Annotated in this window: 15 protein-coding genes and 1 pseudogene; 10 read left to right on the forward strand and 6 right to left on the reverse strand. The window is 64.8% G+C overall.

Going from position 1 to position 18,567, the window contains the following annotated elements; translation table 11 throughout:
• Positions 1 to 171 precede the first annotated feature (171 nt).
• From FW796_RS30970 to FW796_RS30980, 3 genes are read left to right on the forward strand one after another with little or no spacing between them, the layout of a single operon-like run.
• Positions 172 to 1,650 (forward strand): TolC family protein, encoded by a 1,479-nt coding sequence (locus tag FW796_RS30970; RefSeq protein ID WP_346636188.1) that lies wholly within the window; start codon positions 172 to 174, stop codon positions 1,648 to 1,650.
• Positions 1,647 to 2,756 carry an HlyD family secretion protein gene (locus tag FW796_RS30975; RefSeq protein WP_346636187.1) on the forward strand — a complete coding sequence of 370 codons (1,110 nt, stop codon included), beginning with the start codon at positions 1,647 to 1,649 and terminating at the stop codon, positions 2,754 to 2,756. Before FW796_RS30970 ends, FW796_RS30975 begins: the two co-directional genes overlap by 4 nt.
• Positions 2,749 to 4,338, forward strand: a complete 1,590-nt coding sequence (locus FW796_RS30980) for a DHA2 family efflux MFS transporter permease subunit (RefSeq protein WP_346636186.1) — start codon at positions 2,749 to 2,751, stop codon at positions 4,336 to 4,338. Before FW796_RS30975 ends, FW796_RS30980 begins: the two co-directional genes overlap by 8 nt.
• 4 nt (positions 4,339 to 4,342) lie before the next feature.
• Here FW796_RS30980 and FW796_RS30985 read toward each other — a convergent pair whose 3' ends face one another.
• Positions 4,343 to 5,110 (reverse strand): AraC family transcriptional regulator, encoded by a 768-nt coding sequence (locus tag FW796_RS30985; RefSeq protein WP_404940068.1) that lies wholly within the window; start codon positions 5,108 to 5,110, stop codon positions 4,343 to 4,345.
• 338 nt (positions 5,111 to 5,448) lie between these two features.
• Between FW796_RS30985 and FW796_RS30990 the strand changes: the two genes are divergently transcribed.
• Entirely contained in the window at positions 5,449 to 7,164 is a 1,716-nt protein-coding gene (locus tag FW796_RS30990; RefSeq protein ID WP_446440637.1) for a 2-isopropylmalate synthase, read from the forward strand.
• A 533-nt stretch (positions 7,165 to 7,697) separates the two neighbouring features.
• Here FW796_RS30990 and FW796_RS30995 read toward each other — a convergent pair.
• Together FW796_RS30995 and FW796_RS31000 are read right to left on the reverse strand one after the other, a co-directional pair.
• Positions 7,698 to 8,363, reverse strand: a complete 666-nt coding sequence (locus tag FW796_RS30995) for an HAD family hydrolase (protein WP_123724981.1) — start codon at positions 8,361 to 8,363, stop codon at positions 7,698 to 7,700.
• A gap of 93 nt (positions 8,364 to 8,456) precedes the next feature.
• The gene (locus tag FW796_RS31000) at positions 8,457 to 10,112 is read right to left on the reverse strand and encodes a WG repeat-containing protein (RefSeq protein ID WP_446440638.1); all 1,656 of its coding nucleotides are present in this window, start codon (positions 10,110 to 10,112) and stop codon (positions 8,457 to 8,459) included.
• 380 nt (positions 10,113 to 10,492) lie between these two features.
• On the opposite strand from FW796_RS31000, the gene peaA reads away from it, so the two are divergent.
• The 4 genes from peaA (at position 10,493) to peaD (ending at position 15,054) form a co-directional block, all read left to right on the forward strand.
• Entirely contained in the window at positions 10,493 to 12,073 is a 1,581-nt protein-coding gene (gene peaA, locus FW796_RS31005; RefSeq protein WP_446440639.1) for a quinohemoprotein amine dehydrogenase subunit alpha, read from the forward strand.
• Positions 12,074 to 12,153: 80 nt separating this feature from the next.
• Positions 12,154 to 13,587 carry a quinohemoprotein amine dehydrogenase maturation protein gene (gene peaB, locus FW796_RS31010; RefSeq protein ID WP_446440640.1) on the forward strand — a complete coding sequence of 478 codons (1,434 nt, stop codon included), beginning with the start codon at positions 12,154 to 12,156 and terminating at the stop codon, positions 13,585 to 13,587.
• 1 nt (position 13,588) lies between these two features.
• On the forward strand, positions 13,589 to 13,912 hold the full coding sequence (gene qhpC / locus FW796_RS31015) for a quinohemoprotein amine dehydrogenase subunit gamma (RefSeq protein ID WP_102861784.1): 324 nt from the start codon (positions 13,589 to 13,591) through the stop codon (positions 13,910 to 13,912).
• A gap of 23 nt (positions 13,913 to 13,935) precedes the next feature.
• Positions 13,936 to 15,054, forward strand: coding sequence for a quinohemoprotein amine dehydrogenase subunit beta (gene peaD, locus FW796_RS31020; RefSeq protein ID WP_346636180.1), 1,119 nt, complete (start codon positions 13,936 to 13,938; stop codon positions 15,052 to 15,054).
• 105 nt (positions 15,055 to 15,159) lie between these two features.
• Here peaD and FW796_RS31025 read toward each other — a convergent pair whose 3' ends face one another.
• The 3 genes and pseudogenes from FW796_RS31025 to FW796_RS31035 all read right to left on the reverse strand — a co-directional run.
• Entirely contained in the window at positions 15,160 to 15,558 is a 399-nt protein-coding gene (locus FW796_RS31025) for a lysozyme inhibitor LprI family protein (RefSeq protein ID WP_236184875.1), read from the reverse strand.
• Between the two features lie 37 nt (positions 15,559 to 15,595).
• A complete protein-coding gene (locus FW796_RS31030) occupies positions 15,596 to 16,045 on the reverse strand; it encodes a GFA family protein (protein ID WP_346636202.1) in 450 nt (149 codons plus the stop codon).
• A 51-nt stretch (positions 16,046 to 16,096) separates the two neighbouring features.
• Positions 16,097 to 16,918, reverse strand: a pseudogene (locus FW796_RS31035) (ADP-ribosylglycohydrolase family protein); the annotation flags it as partial.
• A gap of 193 nt (positions 16,919 to 17,111) precedes the next feature.
• On the opposite strand from FW796_RS31035, the gene FW796_RS31040 reads away from it, so the two are divergent.
• Positions 17,112 to 17,570: an SRPBCC family protein gene (locus tag FW796_RS31040; protein WP_346636179.1), complete on the forward strand. Its 459-nt coding sequence runs from the start codon at positions 17,112 to 17,114 to the stop codon at positions 17,568 to 17,570.
• A gap of 121 nt (positions 17,571 to 17,691) precedes the next feature.
• Complete coding sequence (locus FW796_RS31045) at positions 17,692 to 18,495, forward strand: aminoglycoside phosphotransferase family protein (protein WP_446440641.1); 804 nt, start codon at positions 17,692 to 17,694, stop codon at positions 18,493 to 18,495.
• Positions 18,496 to 18,567: the final 72 nt, after the last annotated feature.

Below are 18,567 nucleotides of genomic sequence, written 5' to 3' on the forward strand. Positions count from 1 at the left end.
CAGTGCGAATTCGTTCAGCTGGGCGACAGCCTGGGGCCATGACCGCATACCTGGAAGGAAGCGGCTCAGGGGGAAAGATGACCATTTCGCGATAATTGAAAAGAAGTTCTCGTTAGACGGTCGCCAGTTGGCCTTTCTAAAGTAGCTGCTTCGAATCCGTGAGTACTTCCCATGCCCATTTACCCAAGGCCTGCATGGGCCCTGTGTGCCCTGTTGGCCGGCTGCACCCTGGGGCCGGAACGGCCGCCCGGCAGCACTGTGCCCCTGCCTGTGAGCCAGCTGGATGCAGCGGCCGAGCAGGGGCTCGACCAATGGTGGCAGCTGTACCGTGACCCGGGGCTCAATGCCGCCGTGCAGGAGGCCCTGAGCCAGAACCGCGACCTGCGGATGGCCGCGGCCAACCTGCTACAGGCCCGGGCGCTGCTGCGCGAAACCGATACCCTGCGCCAGCCCGCCACCCAGGTGACGGCCCAGGCCGGCTACGGCAGCACCGCCGATGACCAGCTGGAAGCCGCCTTGCAGAACAGCCAGCGGATCCGCACCGGCAGCCGCTACGGGGTTGGCCTGGATGTGCAGTGGGAGGCTGACCTGTTCGGCCGTCTGCACGGCCTGGCCGATGCTGCCCGAGCCGATGCCGAGGCGGCGCGGGCCGCCGAAGACGGCTTGCGGGTGGTGGTGGCCGCGGAAACCACCCGCGCCTGGTTGCAGGCTTGCAGCTATGGCCAGCGCCTGCAGGTGGCCGGCGAATCCCTGGCGCTGGTGGAGCAGGGCCGGGCCCTGAGCGCCCAGCTGTATCAGGCCGGCGCCGCAGTGACCCTGGATGTGGTGCGCGCCGAAGGCCTGGTGGGCCAGGTACAGGCCAGCCTGCCGCCGTTGCAGGCCGGGCGGCAGCGGGCCCTGGCTGAGCTTGCGGTACTGCTGGGGCGCCCTCCGGGTGATGCACCGGTGGCGGCCAAGGCTTGCCACCAGGCCCCGACCCTGGATTCGCCCATGCCCCAAAGCGATGCCCTGGCCATGCTGCGCCGGCGTCCCGACGTGAGTCAGGCCGAGCGCCGGCTGGCGGCGGCCACGGCACGCATCGGCGTGGCCCGGGCCGACCTCTATCCGCGGGTCAGCCTGGGGGCTGGGGTCTTCACGTCGGCGCACCAGCCCTCGGGTTTCGACGACCGCGACGCTTCGGTCTGGCAATTGGGGCCGCTGCTGTCCTGGAGCTTCCCCAACCTCAATGCTGCCCACGCGCGCATCACCCAGGCCGACGCCCGGGAAAGCGCGGCGCTGGCGGATTTTGACCGCAGCATCCTGGCGGCCTTGAAGGAACAGCAGCAAGCCTTGAGCGACTACCAGGCCGCGTTGCAGCGCCAGGATGCCCTGCACCTGGCGGCCGAGCGCGACCACCAGGCCCTGCGCCTGGCCGGGCTGGCCCGAGCGGCCGGTGCCTCCAGTGCCCTGGATTACCTCGACGCCCAGCGCACCGACGTGCGCACCCGGGCTGCGGCGGCCCAGGCCGATGCGGCCGTGATCGATACCCAGGTGCTGGTGTTCAAGGCCCTGGGCGGTGGCTGGCGCAGCGCGCCGCCGATTGTCCTGCCGCCGCCGAGCCGGGCGGCGGCCAACCCTTTCCTGCGAACTTCCGACGAGCCAGTGCAATGACCCAGAACCCTGTTCCTGCTTCTCCGGCGCAAGCCGTCACCCGCCGTCGCTTCCTGGGTTATGCCGGGTTGGCGCTGGTGGTGTTGCTGATCCTGGCCTGGTGCCTGCACTGGTGGTTCAGCGGGCGTTTCCTGGTGGAGACCGACGACGCCTACCTGCGCGCGGACATCGTCACCATCGCGCCACGGGTGGCCGGTTACCTGGCCGCGGTCGAGGTCCAGGACAACCAGCCGCTCAAGGCCGGCGACCTGCTGGCGCGGATCGATGACAGCGACTATCAGGCCCGGGTCGAACAGGCCGAGGCGGCGCTGCGCGAGGCCCAGGCCGAACAGCGTGCCGGGCAGGCGCGGCTGGCCAATCTCAAGGCCCGCCAGCAACAGCAGCAGAGCCTGATCGCCGAGGCCCAGGCCCGGGTCGCTGCTGCTGAGGCCGAGGCGCAACGGGCCGGTCAGGAAGGGCGGCGGCAGCAACACCTGGCCAGCCAGCAGGTCAGCAGCGTGCAGCAACTGGAAAACGCCGCGGCCTTGGCGCGTCAGGCCGATGCCGCCCTGGGCGCAGCCCGTGCCAGCCTGACCGCGCGGCGCCAACAGGTACAGGTGCTCGATACCGAGCAGCAAAGCGCCCGGGCGCAGCTGGACAAGCTCGAAGCGGGCGTGGCCCGGGTCAGTGCTCTGCGGCAGTTGGCCCGTATCGATCTGGCGCGCACCTTGATCCGCAGCCCGGTGGACGGTATTGCCGGCCAGCGCCGCCTGCGCCTGGGGCAGTACGTCGAAGTCGGCGCGCCGCTCTTGGCGGTGGTGCCTGAGGACGCCTATGTGGTGGCCAACTACAAGGAAACCCAGGTCGACGGCATGCGCCCCGGGCAGCCGGCGCGGGTCGAAGTCGATGCCTTGGGTGGCCACGTGCTGCTGGGCCGGGTGGAGAGTTTCGCCCCGGCCTCCGGCGCCGAGTTCGCCCTGCTGCCGGCGGACAACGCCACCGGCAACTTCACCAAGATCGTGCAGCGCATGCCGGTGCGCATCCGCCTCGATCCGGGGCAGCCGCGGCAGGCAGAACTGCGCCCCGGAATGTCGGTAGTGGTGAGCGTGGATACCCGTCATGAGTAGTGCCCAGGCAGTACATGACAGCGCGGGCGAGGCCGCCGTACAGGCGATTTCCCTGCGCACCTGGGTGGCGGTGCTGGGCAGCGTGGTGGGTTGCTTCATGGCGGGGATGAACGTGCACGTGACCAACGCTTCATTGCCGGACGTGCGCGGTTCCCTGGGCGCCACCTTCGAGGAGGGCTCGTGGATCACCACCGCCTACCTGGTGGCGGAGATCATCATCATTCCCATGACCGGCTGGCTGGTCTCGGTGTTTTCCATGCGCCGGGTGCTGATGGTCGGCACCGCCGGTTTCGTGCTGTTCTCGATCGCCTGCTCCCTGGCACCGAATATCCACAGCCTGATCGTCGCCCGGGTGCTGCAAGGGGCCTTTGGCGGGGTACTGATTCCCTTGTCATTCCAGCTGATCGTCACCGAGCTGCCGGCGGCCCGGCACCCCATGGGCATGGCCCTGTTTGCCGTGGCCAACAATGTCGCCCAGGCAGCGGGGCCGTCCCTGGGCGGCTGGCTCACCGATGCCTATTCGTGGCGCTGGATCTTCTACCTGCAAGTGCCGCCGGGGCTGTTGCTGCTGGCGGCCATCGGCTGGTCGGTGCGGCCCCAGCCCATGGTCCTGGCAAAGTTGCGCCAGGGCGACTGGGGCGGGATCGCCAGCATGGCCGTGGGCCTCTCGGCGTTGCAGATCATGCTGGAGGAGGGCGGCCGCCATGACTGGTTCGCCTCGGGCTTCATCTTCAACTGTGCGGTCCTGGCCACGGTCGGCCTGCTGGCTTTCGTGGCCATCGAACTGCGCCGCGAGCAGCCGCTGATCAACCTGCGCCTCTTGGGCCGCTACAACTTCGGCATCGCCAGCCTGATGCAATTCACCTTCGGTGCGGTGGTGTTCGGCGTGGTGTTCCTGGTGCCCAACTACTTTGCCCAAATCCACGGCTACAACGCCCGGCAGATCGGTTTGATGATGATTCCCTATGGCCTGATCCAGTTCGTCATGTCGTTCGCCACCCCGCGCCTGATGCGCTGGAGCAGTGCCCGCACCATCATCATTGCCGGCTTCGCCATCACTGGCATCGGCTGCCTGATGAACATTCACCTCAACCCCGATGCCTCGGTGAATGTCATCGTGCCGTCGCTGGTGGTGCGCGGTATCGGCCAGTCGCTGGTGGTGGTGGCGCTGGGGGTGATGGCGATCCAGGGGCTGGAAAAGGATCAGGTGGGCTCGGCCTCCGGGCTGTTCTCCATGGTGCGCAATGTCGGCGGGGCGATCGGTATCGCGCTGTCCAGCCAGATCGTGGTGGAGCGCGAGAAACTCCATGCCCTGCGCATCGGTGAATCCATCAACCTGTTCGCCCAGGCCACCCAGGAGCGTTTGGTGGAGCTGGTGCGGTTGCTGGCCCAGGCGCCGGTGGAGTACGCCAGGGCCCTGCACTCGGCGGCGCTGGCGCCACTGCGTCAGCAAGCTTTGGGCCTGATGGACAAGGTGCTGCACCGCGACGCCTTGCTGCTGGCCTACAGCGATGCCTTCCTGCTGGCGGGGCTGGCCATGCTGTTGTGCGTAGTGGCCGGTCTGTTGCTGCGCCGGGCCTGAGCCCTCAGCGGTAGAACTCCGATGGCGGCGTGCCGAACTGGCGCTTGAAGGCGGCGGCGAAGGCGCTCTGGCTGTCGTAGCCGTGTTGCAGTGCCACTTGCACCACCGGCATGCCCTCGGCCAGGCACTCCAGGGACATCAGCAGGCGCGCCTGCTGGCGCCAGCGGCCAAAGGTGATGCCGGTGTGGCGCAGGAACTGGCGATGGAAGGTTTTCGCGCTCATGGCCAGGCGGTCACTCCATTGCTCGGCGGTGCGATTGTCCGCCGGGTCATCCGCCAGCGCCTGGCACACCCGCAGCATGCGCGGTTCATGGGGCCACGGCAGGCTGAACGGCAGCACCGGCAGCGAGCGCATCTCATCGAGGATCAGGCGCATCAGGCGGCCGTCGCGGCTGTCCGGCGCATACTGCGTGCCGACCTGGGCGGCGGCCAGGATCAGTTCACGCAGCAGCGGCGAGACCTCGATCACGCAGTCATGCTCGGGCAGGCCGGCTATGGCATCGACGTTGATGAACAGGCTGCGCATGCGCACCGCGCCGCGCATCCGCACCCGGTGCTCGACACCCGCCTGCAGCCACACCCCGCGACTGGGCGGTACCACCCAGCGTCCGGACTCGGTGTCGATCACCAGCACGCCTTCGATGGCGTAGGCCAGCTGAGAGCGGGGATGGCTGTGGGCCGGTATTTCATGGCCGTTGGGGTAATCCACGGCGATGCTGGTGACCGGCATGGACAGGCAATCGATGGACGAGACAACCAGCAGATCGGACATGCAGCGCAGCGCCTCCGGAGCGGAAGGGATCATGGGGCGCCCATCATAAATTCAAATGTCCATTTCACGACAATGAAAGGGTGTTTAGCGCAGTACATTCAGATGACAGCCCCCTAGACTGCCAGTCACTCCTTTCTCCCAGACGGTTGCCACCGCCCATGACTCCCCGCTTCCTGACCCTGCTACTAGCGCTACCCCTGCCTTACGGCCGGGGTCTGCCGGTGCTGCCAGGAAGCTGGCACCCAGGCTGATCTCCCCCAGACTCCGGCCTCGAAGCGCTTTCCATGCTGAAAGCAGGGGAGATCCATTGCCTTCTCCATGCTTCTTTCGAGGTCAGTATGCTCACCCATCCCCATACCAAATATCGTGCCTTTGCCCCTGTGGATCTGGACTCGCGCCAGTGGCCGTCACGCACCATCACCCAGGCTCCGATCTGGCTGTCCACCGACCTGCGTGATGGCAACCAGGCGCTCTACGAGCCGATGAACCGCGAGCGCAAGCTGCGCCTGTTCGAGGAACTGGTGCGCCTGGGCTTCAAGGAAATCGAAGTGGGATTCCCCGCCGCCTCGCGCACCGATTTCGAGGTGGTTCGTGAGCTTGTGGAACAGCAGCGGATTCCCGCCGATGTCACCCCCATGGTGATGACCCAACTGCGCGAGGACCTGATCCGCGAAACCGTACGCAGCGTGCAGGGTGCGCGCCGGGTCATCGTCCATCTGTACAACGCCATCGCCCCGGTCTGGCGGCGCGTGGTGTTCGGGCTTTCGGTGGACGAGGTCGAGGCCCTGGTGGAACGCCATGTAAGGCTGTTACGCGACTTGACCGATCAGCACCCGGAAACCGAATGGGTGCTGCAGTACTCCCCCGAAACGTTCTGCATGGCGGAGCTCGAGGTGTCGCTGCGCATGTGCAACACCGCGATCCGCACCTGGGACGCCGGCCCCGGGCGCCCGATTATCATCAACTTGCCGACCACCGTCGAGGTGGCCACGGCCAACGTCTTTGCCGACCAGATCGAATGGATGCACAGGCGCCTGGAGCGCCGTGATGAGGTGACGCTGTCAGTGCACCCGCACAACGATCGGGGCACCGGCGTGGCCTGTGCCGAACAGGCGTTGCTGGCGGGAGCCCAGCGGGTGGAGGGTTGTCTGTTCGGCAACGGTGAGCGCAGTGGCAACCTGGATCTGGTGACCCTGGCCCTGAATCTCTATACCCAGGGCATCAGCCCCGGGCTGGATTTTTCCGATATCGCTGCGGTGGCTCGAGTCGCCGAGGAGTGCACGGCGCTGCCGATCCATCCGCGCCATCCCTATGTCGGCGATCTGGTGTTCACCGCCTTTTCCGGCTCGCACCAGGACGCCATCGCCAAAGGCTTTGCCGCCCAGGCGGCCGACGGCTTCTGGGAGGTGCCCTATCTGCCCATCGATCCGCAGGACTTGGGGCGGACCTACGACAGCATCGTGCGAGTCAACAGTCAGTCCGGCAAAGGCGGGATCGCTTTCCTGCTGCAGCGCGACCACGGCATCGTCATGCCCCGGCGCATGCAGATCGAATTCAGCGCCATCGTGCAGAAGCTGGCCGATGCCAGTGATGCCGAACTGAGCAGTGAGGCTTTATGGGAGGTGTTTCAGTGCACCTACCTGGCTGTTGGAGAGGGGGAGGCGAGCCTGGTGTATCTCGGTCACCGATTGTTCGATGCCCCCGAGGGGCAAGGGATCGAGTTGCGCATCGCCCGCCTCGGGAGCCAGGAACTGTGCTTGCGTGGGGTGGGCAACGGACCTGTTGCTGCGACCTTGGCGGCCCTGGGCTTGCCGCTGCGCATCGACAGTTTTGAAGAGCGCAACCTGGGAGCGGGGGCCGACGCCCAGGCGCTGGCCATTGTGGAAGCGGCGTGGCCCGGGGTTGCCGGTTCACGTTTTGGCGCCGGATGTCACGCCAACATCGTCACCGCTTCGGTGCAGGCGGTGCTCAATGCCGCGGCGCGGTTTTATCCGGAGCGAGTGCTGACGTTCACCCCTGCCGCGGAATCCGTCCTGGAGCCCGCGACTCGCTGAGTGACTCGGGCCCGCGGTCGGCACCCTGTTGTGCCGGCCGGCGGATGCCCGGGCAAAAAAAAGCCCGCTATAGGCGGGCCAAATGGGATTCGTTAAGGAGTGGTAGTCAATCTAAGGGAGGCGAGGTGAAAGGACAGTGAAAAAAAGGTCGTGCTGAGGAAAAAACCTAAAATCATTTGTCCAGATCGCACCGCGTTTTAGGATCTGTCCGATAGGAGCGTCCCCAGCGCCCGCGTATATTCCTCCCTGCTCGCCCAGCCAAAGGGGGTACTTCGGCCTAGGTGCCACTGCCGAAGTGATGGGCGAGCACTTTTTCCTTCCTGCTTCTCGTTTCCCACCTGTTGCTTCCGACCTGCTGTTTCCCACCTGTTTGTTTCTCACCTGTTTGTTTCCCAGCTATCGCTCCTCACCTGTCGTTTCCGCTCTGGTTGGCCTGCGCCAACCGTCCCGCTGCACGCTCCAGCGATACTCCTTTCAAGACCTGATCCATGCTCAGTGCCTTCACGGGCGCCCGCTTCGTGGCGGCCCGCCCTTCAGGCCAGGTTGAGGCGGCGATGAATCTCGGCCCACAACTGCGGGTCGTCGAAGTCCTGAATCACCCGATGGGCGCCGGCACTCAGCAGGGTCTGTGGTTGCTGGCTGGTGGCCAGGCCGAAGGTGCAGATGCCGGCCTTGACCGCGGCGGTCAGCCCGGGGACCGAGTCCTCGAAGGCCAGGGAATGCTCGGCCCTGGCTTGCAGACATTCCAGGCCGCTGAGGTAGGGCAGGGGATCGGGCTTGGCCCGAGGCAGTTCCTCGGCCACCAGGACCGTCTGGAAACGCTCCTCAAGGCCCAGCACCTTGAGCATGTGCTCGGCGTTGGCCCGTGGGGCGTTGGTCACCACGCACACGCCGATGCCGTGCTCGGCGGCAAAATCCAGCAGGCGCAGCAGGCCGGGCATGGGCTTGAGTTGGGGGGACAATTGACGAAAGCGCACTTCCTTGCGTTCGGCGAAGGCCTCATGTTCCGCCACGCTGCGCTCGGGGAACAGGTAACGGCACATGTTGGCATTGGCCTGGCCGCTGACGTGGGCGGCGAACTCTTGCTCGGTGAACACCCGGCCGTCTTCTTCGTGCAACAACTGTTGCAGGGCCAGAAGGTGCAGGGCGTCGGTGTCGGTCAGGGTGCCGTCAAGGTCGAAAAGCAGAGCGTTGAGCATGGGACAGTTCCTGTCGGGCCCCATCCGGGCCGGTTGGCTGAATCGATCAAGCCCGCATCCTAGCAGGCTTGATCCCAACCGTGACCGCTGGCCTCAGCCCTGAGCGTTGTCGCCTTCGCCCTGGTCTTCTTCTTCGTCCGGTTGCGGGCAGTGGTCCTGTGGGTTGGCCGGCCACAGCACCTTGTCCTGGCCGTCACGCACCTGTTCGGCGCCGCATTCTACCTGGCTGACCTGGAAGCTCGGGGTGCCGTCCAGGCGATACAGGGCCTTGAGGCTGCGGGTCTGGTCGTCGCCCAGGCCTTCCACGGCATAGCCGAAGATCGCACCGCGGGTTTCGTCCACCACCAGTTCCTGCCACTTGCTGGCGATCAGGCGTTTGCCCTTGAGGTCATACAGGGCCGAGGTGGCCAGGGGCGAGGTGTCGTCGGTGGCCAGCAGGTAGTGGCCGCTGCTGTCCAGGTGGATGTCGACATACTGACCCGGCTCCAGCAGCACCTTGCCGCTGGCGTCCATCAGGCCCACGGTGCGTACTTGCGTGGCCTGGCCGAACAGGGTGGCCTGCTTGGTCGGGCTGTTGGCGGTACTGAAGACGAACAGGTCGGCGTTGATCGCACCGATCTGGGCGTAGGTGGGCTTGAACAGCTCGACACCCTTGTCCACATCGAAGATGCCGAAGGTGGCGCTGAACACGTTCTGCAGCACCGCGACCTGGTTCAGCCCCGGTATGTGCTTGAACATCCCCAGGGGGCTGAAGCCGGCTGGGTCCGCCGAGTCATAGACCGGTTGCACCTTCCACTGGCCCTGGCGATCGATCATCCCGGCCTTGCCGGAGCTGCCGTCGGCATTCTTGGCGGTGACCAGCGCGCCCTGCTTGCCGAACACCTGGCAGGTGCCGAACTGAGCCTGGATCACGGTCTTGCCCTGGAAGTCCATGTAGCCGCAGGGGCTGTCGTATTTTTCGCGGAAGGCCACCAGGCCGTCACCCGGCTCGCCCATCCAGTTGTAGGTGGCGGCGCTGATCAACTGAGCCTTGGCATCGGCCAGGGCCTTGCCCTGTTCGGTGCTGACCACCAGATGCTGGTTGGCAAAGTAGTCGATGCTGTCGAAGTCGATCTTCTTCTGCTCGCCGGTCTTGAGGTTCAGCGCCCACTTGTCGCTGCCACGCTCGGCGATCATCCACCAGCCGCGCTTGGCGAAATCGTCGCGGACCATGCTGCTGTCGAACACGGCCTCGGTGATCACCTGCCCGGTGGCGCTGAGAATGCCGCGCTTGCCGCCGATCTCGTAGACGATGAAGTCATCATTGCCGCCGACGTACAGATCGTCGAAGCGCGGTGGCTGAATCTGCTTGCCGGCCTGGTCGATGATCCCCAGCTTGCCGTCCTGGCCGAAGCCGAAGAGGCCGGGCGTCAGCAGGCGCAGGTCATCGGTGAAGTCGGCCTTGATGACTTGCTTGCCATCGGCGCTGGCCAGGTTCCAGGTGCCGTCCTTGGCGAACAGGAAGCTCTTTTCCAGAGGCAGGGCGACCACGGCGTCGTAGTCGTTGTCGGCGCTGACCAGTACCGCACCGTTCTGGTCCAGCACGGCGCATTCGCCATTGGCGCAGATCGGCATGACCATGGCCGCCGGAGCCGGTGCCGGCGCGAGTGTGGCGGTTTTGGGACTGGAGTCTTCCTTGCATCCGACCAGGGTCAGAGCAGACAACGAGAGGATCAGCGAGCCGAGACGGGCACAGGCGCTTCTATCCATGAACTTCAGGTTCCTTGTAAATGAGGGGTAGTGCAGAGCGCCCCGGAATGCGGAGCGGGCAAAGCGCGGGTGATTCTGCGGTGGCGCCGGATAAATGCAAGATCCAATTGCAAAGAAAACCACAGGTACAGCGCTAAACCCTGTCTCAGACTGAGACGTTTGTCGCGAAATTGTACGGCGGGTAACACCCACCAGCCCGATGGCGCCCCAGGCATCTGTCTAAGTCATTGATCGGGCGCTGGTTTGTAAGCTGGCACGCTCCGTGTATTGCATAGCTTCAGACGTTTCTCTTGCCTCCATGGCCGGTATCGCCGGACATGGCAGAAACCATAAAAACGACTCGCTAAAAATAAGAAAGCACCGTGGGAGGTTCGACCCTGATGAAGAGAAAACTCCGCCTGAGGCTGAGCGCCAGCCTGCTGGCCATTGCCACCTGTAGCGCCTTGCATGCCCCTTCGAGTTTCGCCGCCCGGGATGCGCAGAGCATCCTTAAGGAAACCTGCCAGGGCTGTCATACCCCTGAGGCCGGGGACGCCCTGAGCCGCATCAGCCACCAGCGCAAGACCCCGGAAGGCTGGCTGATGAGCATTGCCCGCATGCAGACCATGCACGGCCTGCAAATCAGCGATGACGACCGCCGCACCCTGGTCAAGTACCTGGCCGATACCCAGGGCCTGGCCCCCAGCGAGACCGACGGCGTGCGCTACGCCCTGGAGCGGCGCCTGAACACCGTCGAGCATTTTGACGAGCAGACCACCCAGATGTGCGCCCGTTGTCACTCTGGCGCGCGCATCGCCCTGCAACGGCGCCCGGCCCAGGAATGGGAACGCCTGGTGAATTTCCACCTCGGTCAGTGGCCGTCCCTGGAGTACCAGGCCCTGTCCCGGGACCGCGAGTGGTTCCCCACCGCCCTCAAGGAAATGGTGCCCTTGCTGGCCACGCGTTATCCCCTCGACAACCCGGCCTGGAAGGCCTGGCAACAGGCCCGCCCGCAAGCGGCGGCACTGGCCGGCGACTGGAGCTTCAGCGGCCACCTGCCGGGCAAGGGCGAACTGGCCGGGGTGATGAGCGTCAGCGCCGGGGAGGGCGATCAGTTCGAGGTCAGCGTCAAGGGCCAGTACGCCGATGGCAGCCCGTTCAATGGCGAGGGCAGCGCGATCCTCTACAACGGTTATGAGTGGCGCGGCAACGTCACTGTCGACGGCGTGGTCATGCGCCAGGTGCTGGCGGCCCAGGGCAATGCCCTGCAAGGGCGGATGTTCGAGGCCGAGCACGACGAGCGCGGCCTGGACTTCATCGCCGCCAGGCAGGGCAGCAGCCGACTGCTGGCGGTGCAGCCGGGTTACCTGAAGGCCGGTGAAGAGGCCGAAGTGACCCTGGTGGGCGCCGGCCTTGCGGGCGCCCCGAGCTTTGGCAAGGGGGTCGAGGTGGTGCAGGTGCTGGAGCAGCATCCAGAGCGAATCCGGGTCAGGCTCAAGGCTGCCGCGACGGCCCAGCCGGGCCTGCGCGAGGTCAGTGTCGGCAGTCTCAAGGGCGCGACGCTGGCGGTGTACAACCGCATCGCCGAGGTCAAGGTGGTGCCGGCGTTCTCCGTGGCCCGAGTGGGTGACGGCGGCGGTTCCACGCCCAAGGTCCAGGGGCGTTTCGATGCCGAGGCCTGGGGCAAGGGCGCCGACGGCAAGGCCTATCGCATCGGCGTGATGCCGGCGCAGTGGAAGGTCGAGGCCTTCGATGCCCAGGCGGCCAAGGACGAGGACGTCAAGTACGCCGGCAGCATGCAGGCCGACAGCGGCGTGTTCACCCCGGGCGATGCCGGGCCCAACCCGCAGCGCAAGATGTCCACCAACAACGCCGGCAACCTCAAGGTGATCGCCGCCGTGGATGACGCCGGCAAGGCCCTGACTGGCGAGGGCCAACTGATCGTCACCGTGCAACGCTGGAACAATCCACCCATTCCCTGAGGGCCGTCGAACGCTACCGACAGACACTTTCAGGCAATGACCGCAGGCCCCGAAAGCGGGGCTTTGCACAGGAGGTTGTAATGGGCGCAATTCTGAATCTGGTGGAGCGCAATCTGCATGAAGTGCAGGTGGACGCCGACCGCATGCTGTTCCATATCCCCAGCAGTTCGCTGTTCGCCAGCGATGCCCTGACCTGCAGCATCATCGATGCCCTGCGCGGGCCGGGCTGTACCCCGCAAGACTTGATCCAACAGCTGGCTGGCAGCTACGACGGCGTGGATGTCAGCGACACCCTGCGCGAGCTGATCGCCCTGGAGCTGGTCAGCGACGGCTCGCCCCTGACCCCGGAAATCGGCATCAAGCGGGTCGAGCGCACAGCGATCAATACCGTGGTGCTCAACGTCAACACCGGCTGCAACCTGAGTTGCACCTACTGCTACAAGGAAGACCTGGACAAGCCCTCGGCGGGCAAGAAGATGGGCCTGGAAACGGCCATCGCCTCGGTGGAGATGCTGCTTCAGGAGTCTCCGGACGAGGAACGCTACACCGTGGTGTTCTTCGGCGGTGAGCCCCTGAGCAACCGGCCGCTGATCGAGGCCATGGTGGACTACTGCGAACAGCGTTTTCGCGCGGCCGGCAAGTTCGTCGAGTTCGTCATGACCACCAACGCCACCTTGCTTACCGAAGAGACAGTGGACTACCTCAACGCCCACCGTTTCGGGCTGTCGGTGAGCATCGACGGGCCCAAGACCGTGCACGACCGCAACCGCATCACCGTGGGCGGGCAGGGCACCTATGACGTGGTACGGCGCAAGGCGCAGATGCTCCTGTCGCGCTACGACAGCCGGCCGGTGGGGGCGCGGGTGACCCTGACCACTGGAGTCACCGACCTTGAGACCATCTGGGACCACCTGTTCAACGAGCTGGGGTTTGCCGAGGTGGGTTTCGCCCCGGTGACCTCGGGTGACATCAGCAGCTTCAACCTCAGCAGCGAGGAGCTGATCGAAGTCTTCGCCAGCATGAAACGCCTGGGCCGGCGTTACCTTGCGGCGGCCCTGGAGCACCGCAATATCGGTTTCTCCAACCTGCACCAACTGATCACCGACATCCACGAAGGCCACAAGAAGGCGCTGCCCTGCGGCGCCGGGCTGAAGATGCTGGCGGTGGACCACAAGGGCGAGTTGAACCTGTGCCACCGCTTCACCGGCTCATCCCTGCCGACCTTCGGCAACGTGCATGACGGCGGGGTCAAGCAGGTGGAACTCAACGACTTCCTGTCCCAACGCCTGGACCGGACCAACACCGGCTGCGACAGCTGCCGCATCCGCAACTTGTGTTCCGGTGGCTGCTATCACGAGAGCTACGCCCGCTATGGCGACCCGGCGCATCCGACTTATCACTATTGCGAACTGATGCGTGACTGGGTGGATTTCGGCATCGAAGTCTACAGCCGGATCATGGCGCACAACCCTGCGTTCATCAGCAGTTACATCACTCCGCGCAAGGCTCACTGACATGAAACATCTCAAGCCGATCAATAACAAAGCTCAGAAACTGACCGAGGCTGCGGCCCAGGACCGGATCGAAGACGTGCTGGCGATGAACTCCGTGGCCGGTTGCGCTTCCACCACTGACCCGGGTTGGGAAATCGATGCCTTTGGCGGGGTTTCGTCCCTGTGCCAGCCGATGGAGGCCGACCTCTACGGCTGCTCCGACCCTTGCTGGTGGCCGGCCCAGGTGCCGGACATGATGAGCACCTACCCCGACTGGAACAAGGACGCCCAGGCCTCCAACGACAACTGGCGCAACCTCGGCACTGTCTTCCCGAAAGACAAGTGATGAACAAGAAGAAGGATTCCAGCATGCACAGCATCAAAGCCTGCGGCCTGGTCGCACTCGCGGTTCTCGGCGCCTGTTCTTTCAGTGCCCTGGCCGATGAGAGCCTGGCGCTCAACAGCGGTCACGAATACATGGTGACCACCAACTACCCGAACAACCTGCACGTCATCGATCTGGCCAGCGACAGCCTGTACAAGACCTGCAAGATGCCCGACGCCTTCGGCCCCGGCACCGTGCAACTGTCGCCGGACCGCAAGATCGCCTACGTGTTGAACAACCACTACGCGGATGTCTACGGCGTCGAGCTCGACAGCTGCAAGCAGGTGTTCCACGCCAGCATCACCCAGCACCCGGGAGAGAAGGCGCGCTCGATGTTCGCCTTCACCGTCAGCCACGACGGCAAGGAGTTGTACACCGTGGCCAACCCGACCTTGCTGCTCAATGACCGCTACGAGGTCAAGGAGCCGCGGCTGGATGTCTACGCCACCGACGCCGGGCTCAATGCCAAGCCGCTGCGCAGCTTCCCTGCGCCGCGCCAGCTGACCATCATGCAGAGCGGCGACGACGGCAGCCTGTATGTGGCCGGTCCGGACCTGTACAAGGTCAACGTACAGACCGGCAAGTTCGACGTACTGATCCCCAGCCGGCACTGGAAACGCCCCAACTACAGCGCCCCCGACGTGCTCTACATCTGGAACCAGCAGACCTACCGCCACGATTTCTCGCTGCTCTACACCGCGGCGAAATTCAAGGACAAGCAGCAGGACCCGGCCACCGCCGAGCCGCTGTACGGGCTGTTCAGCATCGACTTGAAGACCGGCAAGACTGAAACCACCGATTTCGGTCCGCTGACCGAAATCTACTTCAGCGGCATGCGCTCGCCCAAGGACCCGAACCTGATGTTCGGCGTGCTCAACCGTCTGGCCAAGTACGACATCAAGCAGAAGAAGCTGCTCCAGGCCGCGACCCTGGAACACTCCTACTACTGCATTTCGTTCAACAAGGCCGGGAGCAAGATCTACCTGACGGGGACCTTCAACGACGTGGCGATCTTCGATGCCGAGAGCATGGCGCAGGTGGGCAAGATCACCTTGCCCGGTGGCGACATGGCGGCCACCACAACGCAGATTTTCATCCGCTGACTGCGTCTCCAGCCGCCGGCTCCTGTGGTAGGAGCCGGCTGGCCGGCGAACAGGCCCGCAAGCGGTGAGGCGTCCTCACCGATGCTTTCGCGGGCAAGCCCGCTCCTACTGTCTGGGCACCGGGCAGCTCAAATCGCCTTCCTCGCACTGCAGGTACTGTTTGAAACTCTCCACGCGGGCCTTGGTCAAGGCCGTGATGCAGTTGCTGTAGGCCACCGGATACAGGCTGCCACCTTGCACGCCCGAGGTGGAAAAACTGCACTCGGCATCGCGGAACGCCACCCAGGCGCGCTGTGCGCTGACCAACAGCTTTTTGCTGTGTGGCTGGTCTTTCAGGCGCTGGTTGATCTGTTGGTAAAGGGTGTTCAGCTCCTTGTCCGCGGCCTTGTGCTGGACGTTGGCGCACAGGTTCATATCGGTCTGGGTGGTGCTGTTGCACTCATAGGCCTGGGCCAATGGAGCCAGCAGCAGCGGCGCAAGGGCCAGCAACAGGATCGGACGCATGGAAAGTCTCGCAATCGGTCAATGAGGAAAAAACAGTCTAGCCGCGGCTGGGTTGCCACTCGGGCCAGCGTTGCAGCGCTTCGTCGGCCAGCCAGGGCACATCGTGGGAAGTCCAGATATGCACCTGGGGCGTCTGTCCCGGATCATCGTCCAGGGTCGCCACCCGCAGGATCACGTGGGGCTGGCCCGGCCGCTCCGCCAGCAAATGAGAACCGCAGACCGAGCAGAAGTGCCGCAGCTTGCCCGGCGAGGACTCGAACGTCCTCAGCAGCTCCTGGCCCCGGGTCCAGCGAAAGTGCTCGCGCATCACCCCGGCGGTGGAGGCAAAGGCCGCGGCATGGGCCTTGCGGCAGGTCCGGCAATGGCAGTGGCCGATGGGCATGTCCAGGCGCTGCACCTGATATTGCACGCCCTGGCACAGGCAACTGCCGTTGAGTGGTCGGGCAGAGGCGTGGCGTTGCGCGGCCTGCAGCAGGTCGTCGGCCATGGCCTGGATTTCATCGCCCATGTGCAGCCGGGCCAGCCAGTGCGGCGGTATCCCCTGGACGCCATAAAAGGCTCCAGCCAGTTGACCGACGATGGCGGCAGTGGTGTCGGCGTCGTCCCCCAGGTTAGTGGCGGCGAGCACCGCTTCGGCGTAGCTGTCACTGTGCTGGAAGCACCATAGCGCGGCCTCCAGGGAGTCGACGCAGTAGCCGTTGCCACGAATCTGCTCGCGGGTTTTCTCCAGGTAGCCGCCCTGGGCCAATGCCGTGACCTTGTGCTGGCTGAAACCCTGATCATCGAGCTGTCGCAGTTCCATCTTGCTGGCGCCACCCAGGGCCTTGGCGATCAGCCCGGCGAACAACTGGCAGCATTCGACGGCTTCGGCGGCGCCGTGGGTGGTGCGGGAACTGGCACCGGCAAATTCACGGACCCGGGCCAGGTCGGGGTAGTGAAACAGCACCACGGGCGCCAGGCGCATCAATGAACCATTACCGGCGGTGTGCGGGTCGGTTGCGCCGGCGAAGGGTTGGCCATGTTCCTGGAAATCGCTCAGGGCCTGGCGCACGGTCATGCCGATATCGAAGCATTCGCCGGTGGCGCTCAAGTAGCCCCATTGCCACCAGTTGAGGTAGCGGCCCATCTGGTCGGCCGGGTCGAAGCCGTCCTTGCGCAGCAGGCTTTCCCCCAGGCACAGGGCCATGGAGGTGTCGTCGGTCCACTGTCCGGCCTTGAGGTTGAAGGGGCCGCCGCCCAGCAGATCGGTGACTGGCGCGAAGCTGCCACGGGGCTTGAATTCGACACTGGTGCCGACCGCGTCGCCACAGGCCAGGCCCAGCAGGCTGCCGCGGTAGCGGTCGATAAGGGAGGGGGGCATGGCAGATCCTTTGCAAAGAGAGGTGCAGTTGCGCCGGCGACATTAGCATTTTTCGTTGGGGACGATCAGTCGCGCCTTCGGCCAGATAAAGGTTGCGCTGCAGTCACAGAGGTCTAAGGTCTGTACGAAAACTCGCCGAACGAAGATCAGGTAGTTTCCCTACAGAGCTAGTGTTCATCACTGGAGGTGATCCATGAACTCTTCAGATCGTATCGAACGCAAGATCCTGCTCCATGCCAGCCCGGCTCAGGTGTGGACGGCGCTGAGCGAAGCCGAGACCTTCGGTCGCTGGTTTGGCGTGGCCCTGCAGGGCCAGCATTTCGTGCCCGGCCAACGCGCTCGGGGCGCCGTCACTTACCCTGGTTATGAACACCTGACCTGGGATGTGCAGGTGGAACAGATGCTGCCCGAGGAGCTGTTTTCCTTTCGCTGGCATCCCTACGCCGTTGACCCGGCGCATGACTACTCGGCGGAGCCCACCACCCTGGTGCAGTTCGAACTGGAACAGCACGGCGGCGGCACCTTGCTGCGGGTTATCGAATCGGGCTTCGACGGCATTCCCAGCGAGCGCCGGCTCAAGGCTTTTCGCATGAACAGTCGCGGCTGGGACGAGCAGATGAGCAATATAGAAAACCACTTGCAACTGCGCTGAAGCCATTGGCGGCAAGCGGCACGTTGCGGATCGAGTCGTGGCGTTTGAAACTTACCGCTTACCGCTTACCGCTTACCGCTTACCGCTTACCGCTTACCGCTTACCGCTTGGAGCTGCTGTTTTGTTCGCAACCTATCTCGAACGCTGGCGTCTGTTGCCCGATGGCGAGGCCATCGTCACGCCGGGCAGCCGCTTGCTGCCGGTGCGTCTGGAAGACGGCGCGCCGGCGATGCTGAAGATCGCTCTGGATGAAGACGAGCAGGCCGGCAACCGCCTGATGGCCTGGTGGGCCGGGGAGGGCGCGGCGCAGGTTTATGCCCAGGAGGATCAGGCGCTGTTGATGGCGCGTGCGCTGGGACCGCGTTCATTGATGCGCATGGCCCTGGCGGGCGAGCACGATGCCGTCAGCCATATCGTCTGCGCCACGCTGGCGCGCCTGCATGCGCCACGTGCGAAACCCTTGCCGGCGTTGCTGCCCCTGGATCATTGGTTCAAGGATTTGCGCGAGGCGGCGCAACAGCAGGGCGGCTTGTTTCTCAATAGCCTGGCCATGGCCGAGCAACTACTGGCCGCGCCTCGGGACCCCGTGGTGCTGCACGGCGATGTGCACCACGACAATGTGCTGGACTTCGGCGAGCGCGGCTGGCGGGTCATTGATCCAAAGCGCGTGCACGGTGAGCGCACCTTCGACTTTGCCAACCTGATCTGCAATCCGGACTTGCCCAGCGCCACCGATCCACTGCGCTTTGCCCGGCAGGTCCAGGTGATCGCCGCGGCGGCGCAGCTCGATCCTCGACGCCTGGTGCAATGGGTGCTGGCATTCAGTGGCCTGTCCGCCGCCTGGTTTCTCCAGGATGACCACCAGGCCGGCGCCCGCCACCAGCTCAAGCTCGCGGCTTTGGCCGTTCGGGCACTGGAGTGTTGAGCTAAGGGTTTGCGTAAGTGAGCTATAGCGAATTTCCTACACGCGCTGTAATTCAATGCGCCTTCTGCGCAC

The sequence above is a fragment of the Pseudomonas sp. 910_21 genome, assembly GCF_052850735.1.

What these genes read in the sequence shown, in the direction of transcription:
- FW796_RS30975 (WP_346636187.1), top strand. Translation starts at nt 1,647, where the DNA reads ATGACCCAGAACCCTGTTCCTGCTTCTCCGGCGCAAGCCGTCACCCGC.
- peaD (WP_346636180.1), top strand. Translation starts at nt 13,936, where the DNA reads ATGCACAGCATCAAAGCCTGCGGCCTGGTCGCACTCGCGGTTCTCGGC.
- FW796_RS30995 (WP_123724981.1), bottom strand. Translation starts at nt 8,363, where the DNA reads ATGCTCAACGCTCTGCTTTTCGACCTTGACGGCACCCTGACCGACACC.
- FW796_RS30990 (WP_446440637.1), top strand. Translation starts at nt 5,449, where the DNA reads ATGCTCACCCATCCCCATACCAAATATCGTGCCTTTGCCCCTGTGGAT.
- FW796_RS31030 (WP_346636202.1), bottom strand. Translation starts at nt 16,045, where the DNA reads ATGGCCGACGACCTGCTGCAGGCCGCGCAACGCCACGCCTCTGCCCGA.
- FW796_RS31000 (WP_446440638.1), bottom strand. Translation starts at nt 10,112, where the DNA reads ATGGATAGAAGCGCCTGTGCCCGTCTCGGCTCGCTGATCCTCTCGTTG.
- FW796_RS30985 (WP_404940068.1), bottom strand. Translation starts at nt 5,110, where the DNA reads ATGTCCGATCTGCTGGTTGTCTCGTCCATCGATTGCCTGTCCATGCCG.
- FW796_RS30970 (WP_346636188.1), top strand. Translation starts at nt 172, where the DNA reads ATGCCCATTTACCCAAGGCCTGCATGGGCCCTGTGTGCCCTGTTGGCC.
- peaB (WP_446440640.1), top strand. Translation starts at nt 12,154, where the DNA reads ATGGGCGCAATTCTGAATCTGGTGGAGCGCAATCTGCATGAAGTGCAG.
- FW796_RS30980 (WP_346636186.1), top strand. Translation starts at nt 2,749, where the DNA reads ATGAGTAGTGCCCAGGCAGTACATGACAGCGCGGGCGAGGCCGCCGTA.
- FW796_RS31025 (WP_236184875.1), bottom strand. Translation starts at nt 15,558, where the DNA reads ATGCGTCCGATCCTGTTGCTGGCCCTTGCGCCGCTGCTGCTGGCTCCA.
- peaA (WP_446440639.1), top strand. Translation starts at nt 10,493, where the DNA reads ATGAAGAGAAAACTCCGCCTGAGGCTGAGCGCCAGCCTGCTGGCCATT.
- qhpC (WP_102861784.1), top strand. Translation starts at nt 13,589, where the DNA reads ATGAAACATCTCAAGCCGATCAATAACAAAGCTCAGAAACTGACCGAG.
- FW796_RS31040 (WP_346636179.1), top strand. Translation starts at nt 17,112, where the DNA reads ATGAACTCTTCAGATCGTATCGAACGCAAGATCCTGCTCCATGCCAGC.